This window comes from Pseudomonas sp. PI1 (assembly GCF_000812405.1).
Classification (GTDB): Bacteria; Pseudomonadota; Gammaproteobacteria; order Pseudomonadales; family Pseudomonadaceae; genus Pseudomonas; species Pseudomonas citronellolis.
The window spans coordinates 1-23,048 of sequence record NZ_JWMC01000002.1; the positions used below are offsets into that span (position 1 = coordinate 1).

General features: G+C 68.5%; 18 protein-coding genes and 1 pseudogene. 13 read left to right on the forward strand and 6 right to left on the reverse strand.

Going from position 1 to position 23,048, the window contains the following annotated elements; translation table 11 throughout:
- The 4 genes from RN02_RS00075 to RN02_RS00090 all read left to right on the forward strand — a co-directional run.
- A partial coding sequence (locus RN02_RS00075; protein WP_043312464.1) for an L-serine ammonia-lyase occupies positions 1–600 on the forward strand: 600 nt, incomplete at its 5' end.
- Between the two features lie 10 nt (positions 601–610).
- Complete coding sequence (locus RN02_RS00080; protein ID WP_043312465.1) at positions 611–1,330, forward strand: GlxA family transcriptional regulator; 720 nt, start codon at positions 611–613, stop codon at positions 1,328–1,330.
- Between the two features lie 307 nt (positions 1,331–1,637).
- Positions 1,638–2,849 carry a M24 family metallopeptidase gene (locus RN02_RS00085; protein WP_043312467.1) on the forward strand — a complete coding sequence of 404 codons (1,212 nt, stop codon included), beginning with the start codon at positions 1,638–1,640 and terminating at the stop codon, positions 2,847–2,849.
- A gap of 297 nt (positions 2,850–3,146) precedes the next feature.
- Positions 3,147–4,448: an MFS transporter gene (locus RN02_RS00090; protein ID WP_177331034.1), complete on the forward strand. Its 1,302-nt coding sequence runs from the start codon at positions 3,147–3,149 to the stop codon at positions 4,446–4,448.
- Between the two features lie 56 nt (positions 4,449–4,504).
- Here RN02_RS00090 and RN02_RS00095 read toward each other — a convergent pair whose 3' ends face one another.
- Positions 4,505–5,521, reverse strand: a complete 1,017-nt coding sequence (locus RN02_RS00095) for a GlxA family transcriptional regulator (RefSeq protein ID WP_009614660.1) — start codon at positions 5,519–5,521, stop codon at positions 4,505–4,507.
- A 386-nt stretch (positions 5,522–5,907) separates the two neighbouring features.
- Between RN02_RS00095 and glyA the strand changes: the two genes are divergently transcribed.
- From glyA to RN02_RS00135, 8 genes are all read left to right on the forward strand, one after another.
- On the forward strand, positions 5,908–7,161 hold the full coding sequence (gene glyA, locus RN02_RS00100) for a serine hydroxymethyltransferase (RefSeq protein ID WP_043312470.1): 1,254 nt from the start codon (positions 5,908–5,910) through the stop codon (positions 7,159–7,161).
- A 120-nt stretch (positions 7,162–7,281) separates the two neighbouring features.
- Complete coding sequence (locus tag RN02_RS00105; protein WP_043312471.1) at positions 7,282–8,532, forward strand: sarcosine oxidase subunit beta; 1,251 nt, start codon at positions 7,282–7,284, stop codon at positions 8,530–8,532.
- Positions 8,533–8,666: 134 nt separating this feature from the next.
- Positions 8,667–8,990, forward strand: coding sequence for a sarcosine oxidase subunit delta (locus RN02_RS00110; protein ID WP_009614657.1), 324 nt, complete (start codon positions 8,667–8,669; stop codon positions 8,988–8,990).
- A gap of 2 nt (positions 8,991–8,992) precedes the next feature.
- On the forward strand, positions 8,993–12,013 hold the full coding sequence (locus RN02_RS00115; RefSeq protein ID WP_043312472.1) for a sarcosine oxidase subunit alpha: 3,021 nt from the start codon (positions 8,993–8,995) through the stop codon (positions 12,011–12,013).
- A gap of 109 nt (positions 12,014–12,122) precedes the next feature.
- Positions 12,123–12,758 (forward strand): sarcosine oxidase subunit gamma, encoded by a 636-nt coding sequence (locus RN02_RS00120; RefSeq protein ID WP_043312473.1) that lies wholly within the window; start codon positions 12,123–12,125, stop codon positions 12,756–12,758.
- Between the two features lie 55 nt (positions 12,759–12,813).
- The gene (gene purU / locus RN02_RS00125) at positions 12,814–13,671 is read left to right on the forward strand and encodes a formyltetrahydrofolate deformylase (RefSeq protein ID WP_043312474.1); all 858 of its coding nucleotides are present in this window, start codon (positions 12,814–12,816) and stop codon (positions 13,669–13,671) included.
- Positions 13,672–13,825: 154 nt separating this feature from the next.
- Positions 13,826–15,025: a formaldehyde dehydrogenase, glutathione-independent gene (fdhA, locus tag RN02_RS00130; protein ID WP_043312476.1), complete on the forward strand. Its 1,200-nt coding sequence runs from the start codon at positions 13,826–13,828 to the stop codon at positions 15,023–15,025.
- Between the two features lie 456 nt (positions 15,026–15,481).
- Complete coding sequence (locus RN02_RS00135) at positions 15,482–16,054, forward strand: DUF1993 domain-containing protein (protein ID WP_043312477.1); 573 nt, start codon at positions 15,482–15,484, stop codon at positions 16,052–16,054.
- A gap of 7 nt (positions 16,055–16,061) precedes the next feature.
- Here the strand turns inward: RN02_RS00135 and RN02_RS00140 are convergent, their stop codons facing one another.
- From RN02_RS00140 to RN02_RS00155, 5 genes and pseudogenes are all read right to left on the reverse strand, one after another.
- Positions 16,062–17,174, reverse strand: a complete 1,113-nt coding sequence (locus tag RN02_RS00140; RefSeq protein WP_043312478.1) for a class II histone deacetylase — start codon at positions 17,172–17,174, stop codon at positions 16,062–16,064.
- A gap of 97 nt (positions 17,175–17,271) precedes the next feature.
- Positions 17,272–18,306 carry an ABC transporter substrate-binding protein gene (locus RN02_RS00145; protein WP_009614645.1) on the reverse strand — a complete coding sequence of 345 codons (1,035 nt, stop codon included), beginning with the start codon at positions 18,304–18,306 and terminating at the stop codon, positions 17,272–17,274.
- 228 nt (positions 18,307–18,534) lie between these two features.
- Positions 18,535–19,917: an aspartate aminotransferase family protein gene (locus RN02_RS00150; RefSeq protein ID WP_043312479.1), complete on the reverse strand. Its 1,383-nt coding sequence runs from the start codon at positions 19,915–19,917 to the stop codon at positions 18,535–18,537.
- A gap of 39 nt (positions 19,918–19,956) precedes the next feature.
- A pseudogene (locus tag RN02_RS34625) lies at positions 19,957–20,030 on the reverse strand (hypothetical protein); the annotation flags it as partial.
- Positions 20,031–20,075: 45 nt separating this feature from the next.
- The gene (locus tag RN02_RS00155) at positions 20,076–21,566 is read right to left on the reverse strand and encodes an aldehyde dehydrogenase (RefSeq protein ID WP_043312481.1); all 1,491 of its coding nucleotides are present in this window, start codon (positions 21,564–21,566) and stop codon (positions 20,076–20,078) included.
- A 286-nt stretch (positions 21,567–21,852) separates the two neighbouring features.
- Here RN02_RS00155 and RN02_RS00160 point away from each other — a divergent pair, with 286 nt between their 5' ends.
- The gene (locus tag RN02_RS00160; RefSeq protein ID WP_009614641.1) at positions 21,853–22,788 is read left to right on the forward strand and encodes a LysR family transcriptional regulator; all 936 of its coding nucleotides are present in this window, start codon (positions 21,853–21,855) and stop codon (positions 22,786–22,788) included.
- Positions 22,789–23,048: the final 260 nt, after the last annotated feature.

The window sequence follows — 23,048 nt, forward strand, 5'->3', positions numbered from 1 at the left end:
TCCACCCTCAGCGCCATGGAGTGGGTCAACCTCTACGCCCTGGCGGTCAACGAGGAGAACGCCGCCGGCGGGCGCATGGTCACCGCGCCCACCAACGGCGCGGCCGGCATCGTTCCGGCGGTGCTGCACTACTACATGCGCTTCAACCCCGACGCCAGCGAGCAGGACGTGGTGGATTTCTTCCTCGCCGCCGCCGCGGTGGGCATCCTGTGCAAGAAGAACGCTTCCATCTCCGGCGCCGAAGTGGGTTGCCAGGGCGAGGTCGGCTCGGCCTGCGCCATGGCCGCCGCCGGCCTGGCCGAAGTGCTCGGCGCCAGCCCCGAGCAGGTCGAGAACGCCGCCGAGATCGGCCTGGAGCACAACCTCGGGCTGACCTGCGACCCGGTCGGCGGCCTGGTCCAGGTGCCCTGCATCGAGCGCAACGCCATCGCCGCGGTGAAAGCCATCAATGCCGCGCAGATGGCCCTGCGTGGCGACGGCCAGCATTTCATCAGCCTCGACCAGGCGATCCGCACCATGCGCGACACCGGCGCCGACATGCACGACAAGTACAAGGAAACCTCCCGCGGCGGCCTGGCCGTCAGCATCATCGAGTGCTGAGGAGAGCGCCATGCACGACACCGCCCCGGCCCACGTGAACTTCCTGCTGCAGGACGGCTTCGACCTGTTCGCCCTGGCGCTGGCCCTGGAGCCGCTGCGCCAGGCCAACCTGCTGGCCGGCGCCAGCTGCGCCGTGTGGGCCCTGCTGAGCCTGGACGGCAGCCCCGCCAGGGCCAGCAGCGGCCTGTGCGTGAACTGCGACGCCAGCCTCGCCCAGCGCCCGCCGGCCGACCTGCTGCTGCTCTGCGGCCCGGAAGGCTGCCGCCCGGCGAGCGGCGAGGGCGACTGCGCCAGCACCCTGCTGCAACTGATCGGCCGCAGCCAGGGCCCGGCGCTGGCCCAGGCCGTGCGCACCATCCTCGACGACGAACGCAACCTGGGCACCCTCCAGGCCTCCACGCCGCCCCACGCCGGCCTGCAGCGCGCCATCGCGCTGATGCGCGCGCACCTCACGCGGCCCCTGGGCATGCCGCAGCTGGCGGCCACCCTGGGCCTGTCGCGGCGCCAGGTGGAGCGCCTGTTCCAGCGCTACCTGCAATGCACGCCGGCGCGCTACTACCAGCGCCTGCGCCTGGCCCACGCCCGCCAGCTGCTGCGCGGCAGCGCCCGGCCGCTGGCCGAGGTGGCGCGGGCCTGCGGCTTCCCCTGCCAGCAGCATTTCACCCGCTGCTACCGCGAGCACTTCGGCCGCCCGCCGACCCAGGAGCGGCGCCAGGCAGCGCTGCACTAGCCCTTTCCCCGGTTGCACCACAGGCCCGCACGTGTCGGCAGCACGTTGCGGGCCTCTTTTTTTGCGCCCACGACACCGAGAAACGCCGCCGTAGGATGGGTTGAGCGAAGCGATACCCATCAGGCCATGGCGATGGGTTCGCAAGCTCAACCCATCCTACGAAGAGCGCCCCGGCGCGGGCCGAGCGGATACGTCCAAGTTCGGGTCGGATTCGTGCAAAAGAGCGCCCCGGCCTTCTGCTGCAATGCCTTCCAACGACGGGCCAGAAAGGCGCGTCGACCGACAAGAAGCAGCGAGGAAGAACGCCATGCAAATGCCCCAGACGATCCGCATCCGCAACGGCCAGAAGGTCCGCCCGACCTTCTCCGGGCAGGAATACGCCAACCGCCAGGCCAGACTGCGCGCCCACCTGGCCGAGGCGGGCATCGATGCCGCGGTCTTCACCTCCTACCACAACATCAACTACTACTCCGACTTCCTCTACTGCTCCTTCGGCCGCCCCTACGCCCTGGTGGTCACCCAGGACGCCGTGGTCAGCATCAGCGCCAACATCGACGGCGGCCAGCCCTGGCGCCGCACCCAGGGCACCGACAACATCGTCTACACCGACTGGCAGCGCGACAACTACTTCGCCGCCATCCAGCAGGCCCTGCCCAAGGCCCGGCGCATCGGCGTGGAGTTCGACCACCTGAACCTGCAGAACCGCGACAAGCTCGCCGCCCGCTACCCCGACGCCGAGCTGGTGGACGTAGCCGCCGCCTGCATGCGCATGCGCATGATCAAGTCCGCCGAAGAGCACGCCATCATCCGCCACGGCGCCCAGGTGGCCGACATCGGCGGCGCCGCGGTGGTCGAGGCGCTGCACGACCAGGTGCCGGAATACGAAGTGGCCCTGCACGCCACCCAGGCCATGATCCGCGAGATTGCCAAGCGCTTCCCCGACGGCGAGCTGATGGACACCTGGACCTGGTTCCAGTCCGGCATCAACACCGACGGCGCGCACAACCCGGTGACCTCGCGCAAGGTGAACAAGGGCGACATCCTCAGCCTGAACTGCTTCCCGATGATCGCCGGCTACTACACCGCGCTGGAACGCACCCTGTTCCTCGACCACTGCTCCGACGAGCACCTGCGCCTGTGGGAGGTCAATGTCAAGGTCCACGAGGCCGGCCTGAAGCTGATCAGGCCCGGCGCGCGCTGCTGCGACATCGCCCGCGAGCTGAACGAGATCTACCTGGAACACGACCTGCTGCAATACCGCACCTTCGGCTACGGCCACTCCTTCGGCACCCTCAGCCACTACTACGGGCGCGAGGCCGGCCTTGAGCTGCGCGAGGACATCGACACGGTGCTGGAGCCGGGCATGGTGGTCTCCATGGAGCCGATGATCATGCTCCCCGAGGGCCTGCCGGGCGCCGGCGGCTACCGCGAGCACGACATCCTGATCGTCACCGAGCAGGGCGCCGAGAACATCACCCGGTTCCCCTACGGGCCGCAGCGCAACATCATCCGTAAATGACCTCGGGAGCCGCGTGCGCACAGCACGCGGCTTCTTCGCTTGCAGAACGAGCACCACCGCCCCCGGGGGCGGTGCCACGACCGATAAGAACAAGAGGCTGCGCCGGGCGTATCCGCGCCAGCCACGACTTACCCGCTGCCGAACTTCCATTTCGATAACAACAGAGGTATGGGCAATGGTCACCTTCACGCACGGCGCCAGCGGCGCTCCCGACACCCCCGCGCAACACTGCGCCCAACCGGCGGGAGGCGCACAATGAGCCTCTCCCAGCAACCCCTGGCCTACGGCCGAAGCGCCATGAACGCCCCCGTCTCCGAGGAACGCCGCGTCCTGCGCCGGGCCGCCAGCGCGGCCTTCATGGGCAACTTCGTCGAGTGGTTCGACTACGCCGCCTACGGCTACCTGGCGGCGGTCATCGCCGTGGTGTTCTTCCCGCAGACCGACAAGGTCTCCGGCCTGCTGGCGACCTTCGCGGTGTTCGCCCTGTCGTTCATCGTGCGGCCCATCGGCGGCATCGTCTGGGGCCACATCGGCGACCGCTTCGGCCGGCGCAACGCGCTGTCGCTGTCGATCCTGATCATGTCCGGCTCGACCTTCTGCATCGCCCTGCTGCCCGGCTATGCCCAGGCCGGCCTGGCGGCGCCGGGGCTGCTGCTGGCCATCCGCCTGGTGCAGGGTTTCTCCGCCTCGGGCGAATACGCCGGCGCCTCGGCCTTCCTCGCCGAGTACGCCCCGGAAGGCAAGCGCGGCTTCTACACCTGCCTGGTGCCGGCCAGCACCGCCGCCGGGCTGCTGGTGGGCTCGCTGTTCGCCGCCCAGCTGTACGCGCACCTGGACAGCGCCCAACTGCACGAATGGGGATGGCGCCTGCCCTTCCTGCTAGCCGCGCCCCTGGGCCTGATCGGCCGCTACATCCGCCTGCACCTGGCCGATACCCCGAAGTTCCGCGAGATGGAAGCGGCCATGGAGCAGAAGCAGGGCCAGCACCGCGCACCGATCCGCGAGCTGTTCGGCACCCACCGCAAGCACCTGTTGGTGGCCGTGGGCGCCACCTGCCTGAACGCGGTGGCCTTCTACCTGATCCTCAGCTATATGCCGACCTACCTGTCCGCGGAGATGGGCATGAGCGAGAGCGATTCCTTCCTCGCCTCCACCGTATCGCTGACCACCTACATCGGCTTCATCTTCCTGATGGGCAAGCTGTCCGACCGCTTCGGCCGCAAAACCATGCTGGTGGCCGCCTCGCTGCTGTTCCTGGCGCTCACCGTGCCGCTGTTCCGCCTGCTGGGCAACCAGGGCTTCGCCTTCATCCTGCTGATCCAGATCGGCTTCGGCCTGATGCTGGCGATGAACGACGGCACCCTGCCCTGCTTCCTCGCGGAAATCTTCCCCACCCGCGTGCGCTACACCGGCTTCGCCTTCAGCTTCAACACCGCCAATGCGCTGTTCGGCGGCACCGCGCCGTTCATCGCCACCTGGCTGATCAGCCTCACCGGCAACAAGCTGGCGCCGGCCTGGATGCTGGTGGCCGCGGCGGCGGTGGCGCTGCTGGCGATGCTCTGCGTGCGGGAGACGGCGCACCGGCCGATGGAGGATTGAGGCGGCCGCGCCATCCGTAACGAAAAGCCGTGCCCCCGGGCACGGCTTTTCGCGTTTCAGGCCCCCAGCGGGCTCTGCTTGCGCTGGCCGCGCGGCGAGCAGCCGAAGAAGCGGCTGTAGCACTTGGAGAAGTGTGCCGGCGAGGTGAAGCCGCAGGACAGGGCGATTTCGCGGATCTGCGCCTCGCTGCGCAGCAGCAGGTCGCGGGCGCGGTTCAGGCGCAGTTCCAGGTAGTACTGGCTGGGGGTGCGCTGCAGGTACTTGTGGAACAGGCGTTCCAGCTGGCGCACCGACACCTCGTTGAGCTGCGCCAGTTCGTCCAGCTCCAGCGGCTCCTCCAGGTTGGCCTCCATGATCGCCACGATCTGGCTCAGCTTGGGCTGGGCGCTGCCTAGCTTCTGCCGCAGGGGGATGCGCTGCTGCTCGCGGGAGCCGCGCATGCGGTCGCACAGCAGCAGCTCGGCGGCGCGGGTGGCGATCTCCACGCCGCCCGGCTCGCGGGCGATCAGCTGCAGGGTCATGTCCATGGCCGCGGTGCCGCCGGAGCAGGTGTAGCGGTCGCGGTCCAGCTCGAACAGCTGGTTGGAGATGACGATGCCGGGGAAACGCTCCTTGAGCTGCTCGATGTCTTCCCAGTGGATGGTGCAGCGGTAGTCCTTGAGCAGCCCGGCGCTGGCCAGCAGGTGGCTGCCGGTGCAGATGCCGCCCAGCGGCACGCCCTGGCGGGCCAGCTTGCGCAGCCAGTCGAGCAGGCGCCGGTCGCACTTGGCCGGGATGGGGTTGGAGCCGACCACGAAGAGCGCGTCCAGGCGCGGCACCTCGTCGATGCCGTGGTCCGGCACCACGCGCATACCGTTGCTGGCGCGCACCGGCTCCAGGTCCGCGGCGATCTGCAGCGTGCGGTACAGCGGCCGGTGCGCCGCCAGGTTGGCCATGCGCAGGGTTTCCACCGCCGAGGCGAAGCCGATGGTGGTGAAGTTGGGCACCAGCAGGAAGCCGAAGGTCCTGGTGGCGGTGGCCGCAACGGCGTCGGGTTGGTGTTCGCGACCGTTGGTCGGGACAGCGCTGAGCATTATCGATACCTCCACTGCGCTGGCTGGCACGGCGTTTTCCGCGGGGCGGGGCGACGGCAGTCAGGACAGCCTGCTTTTCTTGTTCTTCTGCGACATGCGCCGGGGGCGCTGGCGGCCTCCAGCTTACACCCTTGGCGATGTCGCGCCGACGCCTTCGCGGCTGCCGCGGGCCCGGCGCAGACGAAGCAGGGACGGGCGGTGCAGCGCGCAGGTAGGTTTGGGCATTTTGACGTCGCAAACAGGCAAATGGGGGGGCTGGCTATTGCGCACAATCGATTGCAACTGGCTAATACCGACCCCTTCGCACCGAGCCCTGCCAGGCCCCGGCGCGGGCGGTCAGGGCAGCCTCCACCCACAAGCGACGCGCCTGTCGCACGGAGACCGCGATGTTCAGCAAGCATGACCAGATCCAGGGCTACGACGACGAACTCTTCGCCGCCATGGCCGCCGAGGAACAACGCCAGGAAGACCACCTGGAGCTGATCGCCTCGGAGAACTACACCAGCAAGCGCGTCATGCAGGCCCAGGGTAGCGGGCTGACCAACAAGTACGCCGAAGGCTACCCGGGCAAGCGCTACTACGGTGGCTGCGAGCACGTGGATAAAGTCGAGCAGCTGGCCATCGATCGCGCCAAGCAGCTGTTCGGCGCCGACTACGCCAACGTCCAGCCGCACTCCGGCTCCTCGGCCAACTCGGCGGTGTACCTGGCGCTGCTCAACGCCGGCGACACCATCCTGGGCATGAGCCTGGCCCACGGCGGCCACCTGACCCACGGCGCCAAGGTCTCCTCTTCCGGCAAGCTGTACAACGCCGTGCAGTACGGCCTGGACACCGCCACCGGGCTGATCGACTACGACGAGGTCGAGCGCCTGGCCGTGGAACACGAGCCGAAGATGATCGTCGCCGGCTTCTCCGCCTACTCCAAGACCCTCGACTTCCCGCGCTTCCGCGCCATCGCCGACAAGGTCGGGGCGCTGCTGTTCGTCGACATGGCCCACGTCGCCGGCCTGGTGGCCGCCGGCCTGTACCCGAACCCGCTGCCCTATGCCGACGTGGTCACCACCACCACCCACAAGACCCTGCGCGGCCCGCGCGGCGGCCTGATCCTGGCTCGCAGCAACGAGGAGATCGAGAAGAAGCTCAACTCCGCGGTATTCCCCGGCGCCCAGGGCGGCCCGCTGATGCACGTGATCGCCGCCAAGGCGGTGTGCTTCAAGGAAGCGCTGGAGCCGGAGTTCAAGGACTACCAGGCCCAGGTGATCAAGAACGCCAAGGCCATGGCCGAAGTCTTCATCGACCGCGGCTACGACGTGGTCTCCGGCGGCACCGACAACCACCTGATGCTGATCAGCCTGGTCAAGCAGGGCCTGACCGGCAAGGAAGCCGACGCCGCCCTCGGCCGCGTGGGCATCACGGTGAACAAGAACGCCGTGCCCAACGACCCGCAGAGCCCGTTCGTCACCTCGGGCATCCGCGTCGGCACCCCGGCCATCACCAGCCGGGGCCTGAAGGAAGAACAGAGCCGCGAACTGGCCGGCTGGATCTGCGACGTGCTCGACCACCTGGGCGACGCCGACGTCGAGGCCAAGGTGGCCACCCAGGTCGCCGGCCTGTGCGCCGACTTCCCGGTCTATCGTTGAGATTCCCGCGGCCCTTGCTCCGTAGGAGCGGGCCCTGCCCGCGAATGGCCGAAAGCATCGCGGGCAGGGCCCGCTCCTACAGGTAGAACGCCGCGACACGAGATTTTCAGGAGCACCCACATGCAACGCTACTCCGGCTTCGGCCTGTTAAAGCACTCACTGAGCCACCACGAGAACTGGCAGCGCATGTGGCGCACGCCCACGCCCAAGCCGGTGTACGACGTGGTCATCGTCGGCGGCGGCGGCCACGGCCTGGCCACGGCCTACTACCTGGCCAAGGAACACGGCATCCGCAACATCGCGGTGGTGGAGAAGGGCTGGCTGGGCGGCGGCAACACCGCGCGCAACACCACCATCGTCCGCTCCAACTACCTGTGGGACGAGTCGGCGCAGCTCTACGAGCACGCCATGAAGCTGTGGGAGGGCCTGTCCCAGGACCTCAACTACAACGTCATGTTCTCCCAGCGCGGCGTCTACAACCTCTGCCACACCCTGCAGGACATGCGCGACGGCGAGCGCCGCGTCAGCGCCAACCGCCTCAACGGCGTGGACGGCGAGCTGCTGAACGCTAAGCAGGTGGCCGAGGAAATCCCCTACCTGAACTGCACCAAGAGCGCCCGCTACCCGATCATGGGTTCCACCGTGCAGCGCCGCGGCGGCGTGGCCCGCCACGACGCGGTGGCCTGGGGCTTCGCCCGCGCCGCCGATGCCCTGGGCGTGGACCTGATCCAGCAGACCGAAGTCATCGGCTTCCGCAAGCAGGACGGCGCGGTGATCGGCGTCGAGACCAACCGCGGCTTCATCGGCGCCAAGCGCGTCGGCGTGGTCACCGCCGGCAACTCCGGGCATATGGCCAAGCTCGCCGGCTTCCGCCTGCCGATCGAATCGCACCCGCTGCAGGCGCTGGTTTCCGAGCCGCTGAAGCCGATCATCGACAGCGTCATCATGTCCAACGCCGTGCACGGCTACATCAGCCAGTCGGACAAGGGCGACCTGGTCATCGGCGCCGGCATCGACGGCTACAACGGCTACGGCCAGCGCGGCTCCTACCCGGTGATCGAGCACACCCTGCAGGCCATCGTCGAGATGTTCCCGGTGCTCTCCCGCGTGCGCATGAACCGCCAGTGGGGCGGCATCGTCGACACCACCCCGGACGCCTGCCCGATCATCGGCAAGACGCCGGTGAAGAACCTGTTCTTCAACTGCGGCTGGGGCACCGGCGGCTTCAAGGCCACCCCCGGCTCGGGCAACGTCTTCGCCGCCACCCTGGCGACCGGCGAGCCGCATCCGCTGGCCGCACCCTTCTCCATCGAACGTTTCCACAGTGGCGCGCTCATCGACGAGCACGGTGCTGCGGCTGTCGCACATTGAACATTCGCCCGCAGGGCGACAACTGATTCCCCTCTCCCGCTTGCGGGAGAGGGTGCCCGAAGGGCGGGAGAGGGTGGTTCGGCGAAGAGCCGGCGCCCCGCCTCCCACGGAAGGCAACCCCGGAGGTTTAGACCATGCTTCACATCTTCTGCCCCCATTGCGGCGAGCTGCGCTCCGAAGAGGAATTCCACGCCAAGGGCCAGGCGCACATCCCGCGCCCGCTGGACCCCGGCGCCTGCACCGACGAGGAGTGGGGCGACTACATGTTCTTCCGCGACAACCCGCGCGGCATCCACCACGAGCTGTGGGTGCACGCCGCCGGCTGCCGGCAGTACTTCAACGCCACCCGCCACACGGTGACCTACGAGATTCTCGAAACCTACAAGATCGGCGAGAAACCCAGCGTGACCAGCGCCGAGAAGAAACCCGCCGCCCAGCCCGCAGTCGCGAAGGCCTGAACATGAGCCAGATCAATCGCCTTTCCCGTGGCGGTCGCATCGACCGCAGCAAGCCGCTGACCTTCACCTTCAACGGCCAGCAATACCAGGGCTTCGCCGGCGACAGCCTGGCCGCCGCCCTGCTGGCCAACGGCGTCGACGTGGTCGGCCGCAGCTTCAAGTACTCCCGCGCCCGCGGCATAGTCGCGGCCGGCGCCGAGGAGCCCAACGCCATCCTGCAGATCGGCTCGCGCGAGGCCACCCAGGTGCCCAACGTACGCGCCACCCAGCAGGCCCTGTACCCGGGCCTGGTGGCCAGCAGCACCAATGGCTGGCCGAACGTGCAGAACGACCTGATGGGCGTGTTCGGCAAGGTCGGCGGCAAGATGATGCCCCCCGGCTTCTACTACAAGACCTTCATGTACCCGCAGTCCATGTGGCTGACGTACGAGAAGTACATCCGCAAGGCCGCCGGCCTTGGCCGCGCGCCCACCGAGGTCGACCCGGACAGCTACGACTGGATGAACCGCCACTGCGACGTGCTGGTGGTCGGCGCCGGCCCCGCGGGCCTGGCCGCCGCCCTGGCCGCCGCGCGTACCGGCGCCCGGGTGATCCTGGCCGACGAGCAGGAAGAGTTCGGCGGCAGCCTGCTGGACACCCGCGAGACCCTCGACGGCAAGCCCGCCGCCGAATGGGTGGCACAGGTGCTGGCCGAACTGAAGTCGCTGCCGGAAGTCGTGCTGCTGCCGCGCGCCACGGTGAACGGCTACCACGACCACAACTTCCTCACCATCCACGAGCGCCTCACCGACCACCTGGGTGAAACCGCGCCGCTGGGCCAGGTGCGCCACCGCGTGCACCGCGTGCGCGCCAAGCGCGTGGTGCTCGCCGCCGGCGCCCACGAGCGGCCGCTGGTGTACGCCAACAACGACCTGCCGGGCAACATGCTGGCCGGCGCGGTCTCCACCTACGTGCGCCGCTACGGCGTGGCGCCGGGCAAGAAGCTGGTGCTCTCCACCAACAACGACTACGCCTACCGCGTGGCCCTGGACTGGCAGGAAGCCGGCCTGGAAGTGGTGGCCATCGCCGACGCCCGCGCCAACCCGCGCGGCGAGTGGGTGGAAGAAGCCCGCAAGCGCGGCATGCGCGTCATCACCGGCAGCGCGGTGATCGAAGCCCGCGGCGGCAAGCGCGTGAGCGGCGCGAAAATCGCCGCCATCGACCCCATCCGCCTGAAGGTCACCGCCCCCGGCGACTGGCTGGACTGCGACCTGATCGCCAGCTCCGGCGGCTACAGCCCGGTGGTGCACCTGGCCTCGCACCTGGGCGGCAAGCCCGAGTGGCGCGAGGACATCCTCGCCTTCGTCCCCGGCGAAGGCCTGCAGAAGCGCATCTGCGCAGGCGCCGTGAACGGCGTGTTCCGCCTCGCCGACAACCTGCAGGACGGCTACAACGCCGGCACCCAGGCCGCCGAGGACGCCGGCTTCAAGGCCGTCGCAGGCGAGCTGCCGAAGGCTTCCGAGCGGGTCGAGGAGCCGACCGTGGCGCTGTTCCAGGTGCCCCACGAGAAGCCCACCTCCCGCGCGCCCAAGCAGTTCGTCGACCCGCAGAACGACGTCACCGCCGCGGCCATCGAACTGGCCTGCCGCGAGGGCTTCGAGTCCATCGAGCACGTCAAGCGCTACACCGCGCTGGGCTTCGGCACCGACCAGGGCAAGCTGGGCAACATCAACGGCCTGGCCATCGCCGCCCGCGCCCAGGGTAAGAGCATCGCCGAGACCGGCACCACCATGTTCCGCCCGAACTACACCCCGGTGACCTTCGGCGCCGTGGCCGGCCGCCACTGCGGCCACCTGTTCGAGCCGGTGCGCTTCACCGCCCTGCACGCCTGGCACGTGAAGAACGGCGCCGAGTTCGAGGATGTCGGCCAGTGGAAGCGCCCCTGGTACTTCCCCAAAGCCGGCGAGGACATGCACGCCGCCGTGGCCCGCGAATGCCGCGCGGTGCGCGAGTCAGTGGGCCTGCTGGACGCCTCCACCCTGGGCAAGATCGACATCCAGGGCCCGGACGCCCGCGAGTTCCTCAACCGCGTCTACACCAACGCCTGGACCAAGCTGGACGTGGGCAAGGCCCGCTACGGCCTGATGTGCAAGGAAGACGGCATGGTCTTCGACGACGGCGTGACCGCGTGCCTGGCGGACAACCACTTCGTCATGACCACCACCACCGGCGGCGCCGCCCGCGTGCTGGAGTGGCTGGAGCTGTACCACCAGACCGAATGGCCGGAGCTGAAGGTGTACTTCACCTCGGTCACCGACCACTGGGCCACCCTGACCCTGTCCGGCCCCAACAGCCGCAAGCTGCTGGCCGAGGTCACCGACATCGACCTGGACAAGGACGCCTTCCCCTTCATGACCTGGAAGGAAGGCAAGGTGGCCGGCGTGCCGGCGCGGGTATTCCGCATCTCCTTCACCGGCGAGCTCTCCTACGAGGTGAACATCCAGGCCAACTACGCCATGGGCGTGCTGGAAGCCATAGTCGAGGCCGGCAAGAAGTACGACCTGACCCCGTACGGCACCGAGACCATGCACGTGCTGCGCGCCGAGAAGGGCTTCATCATTGTCGGCCAGGACACCGACGCCTCGGTGACCCCGGACGACCTCAACATGGGTTGGGCCGTGGGCCGCACCAAGCCCTTCTCGTGGATCGGCTGGCGCGGCATGAACCGCGCCGACTGCCTGCGCGAAGACCGCAAGCAACTGGTCGGGCTGAAACCCACCAACCCCATGGACGTGCTGCCCGAAGGCGCCCAGCTGGTGTTCACCACCCAGCAGTCGATCCCGATGAACATGGTCGGCCACGTCACCTCCAGCTACATGAGCAGCACCCTCGGCTACGGCTTCGCCCTGGCGGTGGTCAAGGGCGGCCTCAAGCGCATGGGCGAGAAGGTCTACGCGCCCCTGGTCGACGGCCGGGTGATCGAGGCGGAAATCTGCAGCTCGGTGTTCTACGACCCGAAAGGCGAACGGCAGAATGTGGATTAAGAGCAGCTGCAAGCGGTAAGCGACAAGCCGCAAGCGAAGGCCGAGCCCTCCTCCGCCAGGAGGAGGGCGTCAGGATTCCAGGGCGCACGGCGCCCCAAGGTGAATACGAATGAGCAAGGCAAACCTCTACCAGCAATGCCCCGAAGCCGGGGTGAAAGTCGAGACCCCGCTGCACCACGCCGAGCTGGACAAGCTCGCCGGCCGCAGCGTCGCCAACGCCGGCATCACCCTGCGCGAGAAGAAGCTGCTGGGCCACCTGACCCTGCGCGGCAATCCCCATGAAGCCGCCTTCGCCGAAGGCGTGCACAAGGCCCTGGGCCTGGAGCTGCCGGTGGCCCTGGGCCTGGTAGCCAAGGGCGAGGTCTCGCTGCAGTGGCTGGGCCCGGACGAGTGGCTGCTGATCGTCCCCGGCGGCGAGGAATTCACTGTTGAGAAGAAACTGCGCGAAACCCTCGGCGAAGACCTGCACTACTCGGTGGTCAACGTCAGCGGCGGGCAGACCCTGCTGGAACTCACCGGGCCCAAGGTGCGCGAACTGCTGATGAAGTCCACCAGCTACGACGTGCACCCGAGCAACTTCCCGGTGGGCAAGGCGGTGGGCAGCATCTTCGCCAAGTCCCAATGCGTGATCCGCCACACCGGCGAGGACACCTGGGAACTGGTGGTGCGCCGCAGCTTCGCCGACTACTTCTGGCTGTGGCTGCAGGACGCCAGCGCCGAGTACGGCCTGCAGATCGCCGCCTGATCCCGGCGGGCGGGCCACCCGGCCCGCCCTCCCGCGTCGCCACCGGAGCCATGTCATGAGCCGCACCCCCGATACCTGGATCCTCACCGCCGACAGCCCGAGCCTGCTCGGCACCGTCGACGTGGTGACGCGCCACCTGTTCGAACAGCAGTGCTACGTCACCGAGCACCACTCCTTCGACGACCGCCTGGCCCAGCGCTTCTTCATCCGCGTGGAGTTCCGCGCCCCGGCCGGCTTCGACGAGGCGGCCTTCCGCGCCAGCCTGGCCGAGCGCGTCGAGCCCTTCCAGATGAAGACCGAACTGACCCCGCCGGGCTACCGCAGCAAGGTGGTGATCATGGTCTCCAAGGCCGACCACTGCCTGAACGACCTGCTCTACCGCCAGCGCATCGGCCAGCTGCCGATGGACGTGGCGGCGGTGGTCTCCAACCATCCGGACCTGGAGCCCCTGGCGCGCTGGCACGGCATCCCCTACCACCACTTCGCCCTCGACCCGCAGGACAAGGCCGCCCAGGAAGCCAAGGTGTGGCAGGTGATCGAGCAAAGCGGCGCGGAACTGGTGATCCTCGCCCGCTACATGCAGGTGCTTTCCCCCGAGCTGTGCCGCAGGCTGGACGGCTGGGCGATCAACATCCACCACTCGCTGCTGCCCGGCTTCAAGGGCGCCAAGCCCTACCACCAGGCGTACCAGAAGGGCGTCAAGCTGGTCGGCGCCACCGCCCACTACATCAACAACGACCTCGACGAGGGCCCGATCATCGCCCAGGGCGTCGAGGCCGTGGACCACGCCCACTACCCCGAGGACCTGATCGCCAAAGGCCGCGACGTCGAGTGCCTGACCCTGGCGCGAGCGGTGGGCTACCACATCGAGCGGAGGGTGTTCCTCAACGCGAATCGGACGGTGGTTCTCTAAAAAGAGCAGTTGGAAGCGGGAAGCCTGAAGCTGGAAGCATGCGGCCTGGCTTCAAGCTTCGCGCTTTGAGCTTCCAGCTCGAATTCCCAGTGCAAAGCCGCGTGGCCGCCGCGCCGCGCATTTGTACCCACAACGACAAAAAAGAGGAATGCGTATGTCTGGCAATCGTGGTGTGGTTTATCTCGGCCCAGGTAAGGTCGAAGTTCAGAACATCCCCTATCCCAAGATGCAGGACCCGCAAGGCAAGCAGATCGACCACGGGGTGATCCTGCGGGTAGTCTCCACCAACATCTGCGGCTCCGACCAGCACATGGTGCGCGGCCGCACCACCGCGCCCACCGGCCTGGTGCTGGGCCACGAGATCACCGGCGAGGTGGTGGAGATCGGCCGCGGCGTGGAAACCATGAAGATCGGCGACCTGGTCTCGGTGCCCTTCAACGTCGCCTGCGGCCACTGCCGCACCTGCAAGGAGCAGCACACCGGCGTCTGCCTGACGGTCAACCCGGCGCGCGCCGGCGGCGCCTACGGCTACGTCGACATGGGCGGCTGGGTCGGCGGCCAGGCCGAATACGTGCTGGTGCCCTACGCCGACTTCAACCTGCTGAAGCTGCCGGACCGCGAGAAGGCCATGGAGAAGATCCGCGACCTGACCTGCCTGTCCGACATCCTGCCCACCGGCTACCACGGCGCGGTCACCGCCGGCGTCGGCCCGGGCAGCAGCGTGTACATCGCCGGCGCAGGTCCCGTCGGCCTGGCGGCTGCGGCTTCTGCCCGCCTGCTGGGCGCCGCGGTGGTGATCATCGGCGACGTCAACCCGACCCGCCTGGCCCACGCCAAGGCCCAGGGCTTCGAGATCGCCGACCTGTCCAGGGACACCCCGCTGCACGAGCAGATCGCCGACCTGCTGGGCGAGCCGGAAGTGGACTGCGCGGTCGACGCGGTAGGCTTCGAGGCCCGCGGCCACGGCCATTCCGGTTCGCAGCACGAGGCCCCGGCCACCGTGCTCAACTCGCTGATGGGCATCACCCGGGTGGCCGGCCAGATCGGCATCCCGGGCCTGTACGTCACCGAGGACCCGGGCGCGGTGGACGACGCCGCCAAGCACGGCGCGCTGAGCATCCGCTTCGGCCTGGGCTGGGCCAAGTCGCACAGCTTCCACACCGGCCAGACCCCGGTGATGAAGTACAACCGCCAGCTGATGCAGGCGATCATGTGGGACCGCATCAAGATCGCCGACATCGTCGGGGTGGAAGTCATCACCCTGGACGAAGCGCCCAAGGGCTACGGCGAGTTCGATGCCGGCGTGCCGAAGAAATTCGTCATCGACCCGCACAACCTGTTCCGCGCCGCCTGAGCCGCGGCCAGCGCTCCAACCGCGGCATCCCCCGCCGCGGTTTCTCTCCAGGGGAGCCTTCGGGCTCCCTCTTTTTTTGCGCCGCATTCCCCTGTAGGAGCGCGCCCTGCGCGCGAATCGCGGGCAGGGCCCGCTTACGGTAAACATGACGCCCCGTGCCTCAACGGCCCCTCACCCTAACCCTCTCCCGGAGGGAGAGGGGACCGTTCGGCGTGTGTGGGGAGGCTGGGGTCAGCCGGAGACAAAGGACCCACAGCCAGCACGCGCCGCATGCTCTTCGTAGGATGGGTATCGCTTCGCTCAACCCATCCTACGAAAAGCCGTGCTTCCCTGGAGGTATAGGAGCGGACTCCGTCCGCGATATCCACAGCAGGCCAAGTACGACAGGGACTTCATGGCGCAGCACGGCCGGCGAGCCCGGACTAAGCTGACGGCTCCCCTTTCCCGGAGCCCGCCATGCCGCTGACCAGCCTTCTCGTCCCCTCGTTCACCCACATGCTCACGAACCTCTCGCAATGGCTCGACAAGGCCGCCGCCCATGAAAGCGCCGCCGGCAACGACGTCGACGAACTGATGGCGCAACGCCTGGCGCCGGACATGTACCCGCTGGCCGCGCAGGTGCGTTTCGCCTGCTTCCAGGCGCTGGAGCCGACCTACCGCCTACGCGGCCTGGCCGTTCCGCAGGCGTGGCTGCAGGTGCGCAACGACGGCTGGGCGTCGAACGAGCGGCCGGGCACCCTGGCGGATGCCCGGGCCTGCATCGCCGAAGCGCTGGCAGCGCTCGCCGACCTGCCCGGCGATGCGCTCGATGGCAGGCCCGAGGCGCCGATCGCGCTCGACCTGCCCAACGGCATCATCTTCGACATGGACAGCCAGCAGTACGCCCGCGACTGGTCGTTCCCGCAGTTCTATTTCCACTGCATCACCGCCTACGCCATCCTGCGCAGCCTGGGCATCGAACTGGGCAAGGCCGACTACGTCGCGCACGTGCTGACTTACCTGCGCCCGGGCACGCTGCCGCAGGCTTGATGCCGGCCTACAGGCCCAGCTTCTGCGCCATGCGCTCGATGGCCTGGCGCTGGAAGGCGCGGAAGTCCGCGTCCGGCTGCTGGCCTTCGAGCATCGGCAGGAAGGGGTCGACCACCTCGGTGGCCACTCCGGCCAGTTCCTCGATCACCGCATGGCCGCAGAAGGGCACGTAGGCTTCGGCGTAGCCGCCCTCGTGGACCAGCACCAGGCGCCCGTCGCACAGGCGCTCGGCGGCCTCGCGCACGCTGCGGGTGAGGGCGCGGAAGGTCTCGCTGTGGGCGAGCATGCGCGCCAGCGGGTCCACGCCGTTGGCGTCGAAGCCGCAGGCGACCACGATCAGCTCCGGGCGGAAGCGCTCCAGGGCCGGCACTATGATGCGCTGCATGGCGTGGCGATAGGCGTCGTCGCCACTGCCGGGATACAGCGGCACGTTGACGTTGGCGCCCAGGCCGGCGCCTTCGCCCTGCTCTTCCACGGCGCCGGAACCGACCGGGAAGCAGTCGGCCTGGTGGATCGACAGGGTCAGCACGTCGTCGCGGCCATAGAAGATCGACTGGGTGCCGTTGCCATGGTGCACGTCCCAGTCCAGCACGGCGACGCGGCGGATGCCGTGGCGCGCCTTCGCCGCCTCCACCGCCACGGCGATGTTGGCCAGGTAGCAGAAGCCCATGCCGCGGTCGGCCAGGCAATGGTGGCCCGGCGGCCGCGACAGCGCGTAGGCGTTGTCCAGCTCGCCGCTGAGCACCGCGTCCACCGCGGCGATGGCCAGCCCGGCGGACTGCCGGGCGATCTCGTAGGTGCCGGGGCCGACCATGGCCTCCTCGCCCAGCTCACCATGGCCGGCGTCGCTCATGGCCTTGAAGCGTTGCAGGTAGTCCAGCGGGTGGACGCGCAGCAGGTCCTCCTCGCTGGCCAGCGGCGCGCTGGAAAGCTTGAGCTTCGCACTCAGGCCCGAGACATCCATCAGGCTCTTCAGCCGCCGCTTGCTCTCCGCCGACTCGGCGTGGCCGCTGCCGGCCGGCGGCTGCAGCCAGCCGCCCACCGGGAGGATCAGCGCGTGCAGCCCGGCGGCGTGCCAGAAGCAGCGTTCGTCGAAGAAGAATCCGCTGCGGCGGCTCATGCGCGGGTCGCCGCCGGGGTTTGCGTCGTTGTCATTGTGGTTCTCGCAAGGCAAAGCGGTGCCCGGCACGCCGGGCACTCGGGTTGGCCGGGGGGCCTTAGCGGGCCGCCCAGGCGTTGAAGCGCAGTTCCAGTTCCTCGCCGTGGTCGACCCAGAAGGCCGAGTCCACCGAGCGGGCGCCCTGCAGGTTGGCCGGGGCGGTGGGCAGCGCGGCCTGCACGTCGGCCGGCAGCAGTTCCAGGGTGCCCTTGTGCACCGGGCCGTAGGGGATGTTCTCGGAGAACACCTTCTGCGTCTGCGGCTGGCTGGCGAAGGCGATGAACTTCTCGGCCAGCGCCTTGTTCGGCGTGCCCTTGACCACCGCCCAGTATTCCGGGTCGTAGAGGCTGCCCGGCCAGACGATGGCCAGCGGCACGCCTTCCTTCTGCGCGGCGGCGATGCGGCCGTTGTAGGCGGCGCTCATCACCACGTCGCCGGCGGCCAGCCACTGCGGCGGCTGCGCGCCGGCTTCCCACCACTGGATGTAGGGCTTGATCTCGTCGAGTTTCCTGAAGGCGCGGCTGACGCCCTCGGGGGTGCCCAGCACCTTGTACAGGTCCTCGGGCTTCACGCCGTCGGCCAGCAGGGCCACTTCCAGGGTGTACTTGGCGCCCTTGCGCAGGCCGCGCTTGCCCGGGTAGTCCTTGACGTTCCAGAAGTCCGCCCAGGAGGTCGGCGCCTTGGCCAGGCGCTTGCTGTCGTAGGCCATGACCATGGACCAGACGTAGGTGGCCACGCCGCACTCGCTGAAGGTGCCGGGGACGAACTGCGACTCGTCGCCAATGGCGGCCGGGTCGATGCGCTCGAACAGGCCCTCGTCGCAGCCGCGCAGCAACTCGGGGCTTTCCACCTCGACCACGTCCCAGGTGACCTTGCCGACGTTGACCATGGCCTTCACCTTGGCCATCTCGCCATTGTACTCGCCGGCGATCACCTTGCCGGCGCCGCTGGCATCGAAGGGTTTGAAGTAGGCCTTGTCCTGGGCGGCCTTGGTGGCGCCGCCGAAGGAGATCACCGTGAGATCCTGCGCCTGGGCGGCGCCGGTGGCGGCGAGGACCGCGCAGGCGAGGATGCAATGCAAGGACGATTTCATGGAACGAACTCCCACAGCCGGTTGGCGTTGTTGGTTTGGATTGCTGGGCAGTTGCCGAACGGGCGGCAAAAAGGTTCCACGGCGCGGGCCTGCGTGGGCCCGCGGCGTTGTTGTTCGGTTGTGGCAAAGGGCGCTGCTCGCAGGAGGGGATGTGCACGGCGATACCCATCGATGGGTATCGCTGCGCTCAACGCCATCCTACGGAAGGCAGCGCCTGCGAGACTGGCGTCAGAGCACGCCGATCTCTTTCGCGGTGCGGTCCACCGCGAGGCGCGTCTTGTCCACCAGCTCGTCCAGCTCGGCGCGGCCGGCCACCAGGGCCGGGGCCATGATCATGCGGCCGAGGGTGGAACGGATGATCACGCCCTCCTCGAAGCCGATGGTGCGGCAGCGCCAGGCCAGGTCGTTCTCGTTGTCGAAGCGCTTGCGGGTGGCCTTGTCCTGCACGAACTGCAGCGCCGCCACCAGGCCGGCGCCCTGGATCTCGCCGATCAGCGGGTGGTTACCGAACACCTCGCGCAGGCACTGCTGCAGATAGGGGCCGGTGTCGTTCTTGACCTGGGTGACGATGCCCTCGTCGCGCAGCGCCTTGAGGTTGGCCACGGCCACCGCCGCCGCCACCGGGTGGCCGGAATAGGTCAGGCCGTGGGCGAACACGCCGCCCTGCTCCACCAGCACCTCGGCGATGCGCTTGCTCAGCACCAGGCCGCCCATGGGGATGTAGCCGCTGGTCAGGCCCTTGGCGATGGACAGGGTGTCCGGCTCGAAGCCGAAGTGCTGGTGGGCGAACCATTCGCCGGTGCGGCCGAAGCCGCCGATCACTTCGTCGGCGCACAGCAGCACGTCGTACTTGCGGCAGATGCGCTGGATTTCCGGCCAGTAGCTCTCCGGCGGGAAGATCATGCCGCCGGCGCCCTGGAAGGGCTCGGCGATGAAGCCGGCGACGTTCTCGGCGCCCAGCTCGAGGATCTTGTCCTCCAGCTGCTGCGCGCAGCGGCGGCCGAACTCCTCGGGGGTGAGGTCGCCGCCGTTGGCGAACCAGTAGGGTTCGTCGATGTGGGCGATATCCGGGATCATCCCGCCCATCTCGTGCATGAACTTCATGCCGCCCAGCGCGGTGGCCGCCAGGGTCGAGCCGTGGTAGCCGTTCCAGCGGCCGATCATGATCTTCTTCTGCGGCTTGCCGAGGATCTGCCAGTAGCGGCGCACGGTGCGGATCAGCACCTCGTTGGATTCGGAGCCGGAGTTGGTGTAGATGGCGTGGCTGTAGTGGCCCGGCACCAGGCTGAAGAGCAGCTCGGACAGCTCGATCACCGCCGGGTGGGTGGTGTGGAAGAACATGTTGTAGTACGACAGCTGGTCCATCTGCGCGCTCGCCGCGGCGGTCAGGTCCTTGCGCCCGTAGCCCAGCTGGGTGCACCACAGGCCGGACATGCCGTCCAGGTAGCGGTTGCCGTCGTTGTCCCACAGGTACAGGCCCTCGCCGCGCACCATCACCCGCGGGCCTTCGGCGTTCAGCGCCTTTTGGTCGAGGAAGGCGTGGATGTGGTGGGCCGCGTCGGCCGCCTGGTAGTCGCGGGTTTCGCGTTGCGCTTTGGTGTTGTCGGTCATCGACTTTCTCCTAGTTCCCTCGGCGGTGCTCCGGCAGCCGGCCTGAGGGGTTTGCAGGGGATCGAGGGCGACGGACTTACCTGGGCAGTCTCACCGGCCGTCTCGAGCGGTTCGCCGTGGCAGCACGGGCCGGCGGTGCGCCGGCCCCGGGCCTGCCCTCAGCGCAGCTGGAACCAGGTGGTTTTCAGCTGGGTGTACTTGTCGAACGAATGCAGCGACAGGTCGCGGCCGAAGCCGGACTGCTTGCCGCCGCCGAAGGGGATGGCCGGGTCCAGCGCGTCCACGGTGTTCACCGACACGGTGCCGACGTTCAACCGGCCGGCCACGCGGTGGGCGCGGTTGAGGTCGTCGCTCCACACCGAGGCGGCCAGGCCGAAGGGGCTGTCGTTGGCCAGGCGCAGGGCCTCGTCCTCGCTGTCGAAGGCGGTCACCGCCAGCACCGGGCCGAAGACTTCCTCGCGGGCCAGGCGCTGCTGCGGGTCGACGTTGGTGAAGATGGTCGGCTCGATGAAGTTGCCCGACCCATTGAAGCTCAGCTGGCGGCCGCCGCAGGCCAGGGTAGCGGCGCTGCCGCGGGTTTCCTCGATGAAGCGCAGGATGCTGGCGGTCTGCTTGGCGTCGACGATGGCGCCGGCGCGGCTGGCCGGGTCCAGCGGGTCGCCCGGGGCCCAGTCGCGGGCCTTGGCGATCAGGCGCTCGACGAATTCGTCGTGGATGGAACGCTCCACCAGCAGCCGCGAGTTGGCCGAGCAGACCTCGCCCTGGTTGAAGAAAATGCCGAATGCCGCTTTTTCAGCCGCAAGATCGAGGTCGCGGCAATCGGCGAACACGAGGTTCGGGCTCTTGCCGCCACACTCCAGCCACACCTGCTTGAGGTTGGACTGGGCGGAATACTGCATGAAGTACTTGCCCACTTCGGTGGAGCCGGTGAACACCAGGCAGTCCACGTCCGGGTGCAGGCCCAGGGCCTTGCCGGCGTGCTCGCCGAGGCCCGGCACCACGTTCAGCACGCCTTCGGGCAGGCCGGCCTCCAGGGCCAGCTCGGCCAGGCGCAGGGCCGAGAACGGCGACTGCTCGGCCGGCTTGAGCACCACCGAGTTGCCGGCGGCCAGGGCCGGGGCCAGTTTCCAGGCGGCCATGTCGAGAGGGAAGTTCCACGGCACCACGGCGCCGATCACGCCCAGGGGCGCGCGGGTGATGGTGGCCAGGGCGTTGGGCGCGGTCGGGGCGACCTGGTCGTAGAGCTTGTCCAGGGCCTCGGCGTACCAGGAAAAGACGCCGGCGGCGCCGGGCACGTCGATGTTCCAGGCGTCCATCACCGGCTTGCCCATGTTCAGCGAGTCCAGCAGGGCCAGCTCGTCGCGGCGGGCCAGCATCAGCTCGGCCAGCTTCAGCAGCACGGCCTTGCGCTCGCGCGGCGCCATGCGCGCCCAGGGGCCCTGCTCGAAGGCACGGCGGGCGCTGCGCACGGCGGCGTCGACTTCAGCCGCGCCACAGGCGGCAACGTTGGCCAGCAGGCGGTTGGTGGCCGGGTCGATGGATGCGAAGGTGGCGCCGTCGGCGGCGGCCATGCGGCGGCCATCGATCAGGGCGGCGTCGATGAAGGTCTGGCGGGCTGCACGCTGCTGCCAGTCGCTGAGTTGATACACCAGGGCACTCCTGCTCACGAGCAATTATTGTTTTGTTCTGTGGTACCCCTGATGGTCGCGCATGCCCCGGCGGAGGAAAAATATTAAATATGTCTTCGGGATATATGAAAAAGCTGGGCAGGCGCGCACCGGCAAAGTGCGCCATGCTGGGTTATGGTGCGGCACCTGGAGGCGCCTCGGCGCTCCCCGGCGCAGGCCGGCGGGCCCGATCCTTGCTTCCCGATGAACCGATGACACAACGAGAGCGCGCACGCCACCGGCGAAGCCGCGCCATAGAGGTCTTGCAGTGGCTTCCTATACCTTGCGGCAATTGAAGTATTTCGTGACCACAGTGGAATGCGGCAGCGTGGCCGAGGCCTCGCGCAAGCTCTACATCGCCCAGCCGTCGATCTCCACGGCGATCAAGGGCCTGGAAGAGAGCTTCGGCGTGCAGCTGTTCATCCGCCACCATGCCCAGGGCGTGTCCCTCACCCCCAGCGGCGCGCGCTTCTACCGCAAGGCCCAGGAACTGCTGCGCATGGCCCACGAGTTCGAGCAGAACGCCCTGGCCGACAACGACGTGGTGGCCGGGCAGATCGACCTGGCCTGCTTCGAGACGGTGGCGCCGCTGTACCTGCCGCGGCTGATCGCCGGCTTCCGCGAACGCTACCCGGGGGTGGAGATCCGCATCCGCGACGGCGAGCAGCAGGAACTGGTGCAGGGCCTGACCTCCGGGCGCTTCGACCTGGCCCTGCTGTACCGCCACGACCTCGACGGCACCATCGAGACCGAGCCGCTGATGCCGGCGCAGCGCCCCTACGCCCTGCTCCCGGCCGACCACCGCTTCGCCCGCCAGGCCCAGGTGTCGCTGCGCGACCTGGCGCTGGAACCGATGATCCTGCTCGACGTGCAACCCAGCCGCACCTACTTCGTGAGCATCTTCGAGGAACTGGGGCTGACGCCGAACATCGCCTTCAGCTCGCCCTCCATCGAGATGGTGCGCGGCATGGTCGGCCAGGGCTTCGGCTTCTCGGTGCTGGTCACCCGGCCGCATTCGGAGTGCACCTACGACGGCAAGAAAGTGGTGATGGTGAACATCGCCGAAGACGTCAGCGCCTCCGGCCTGGTGGCCGCCTGGCTCAAGCGCGCCCAGCTGACCAAGCCGGCGCGGCTGTTCGTCGACTATGCCCGCGAGGAGTTGAGTGGCGGGGTGGCGTCAGAGCCCGCACACAAGCCTTCGTAGGATGGGTTGAGCGGAGCGATACCCATCCTACGGGGCTGAATGCCAACCCTTGTAGGAGCGGGCCCTGCCCGCGATTCGCGCGCAGGGCGCGCTCCTACAGGGGAATGGCGCGGGTGGGGCGGCGTAGGAGCGGATCTCATCCGCGAATCGCGCCGGAACGTCCGGCTATCGCGGACAAGGTCCGCTCCTACGAAGAGCCGCCGGCCACCCTACCCTCCGTCCAGCGCCGCTGCCCCGCGCCCGGCACAAGCGCTACAATC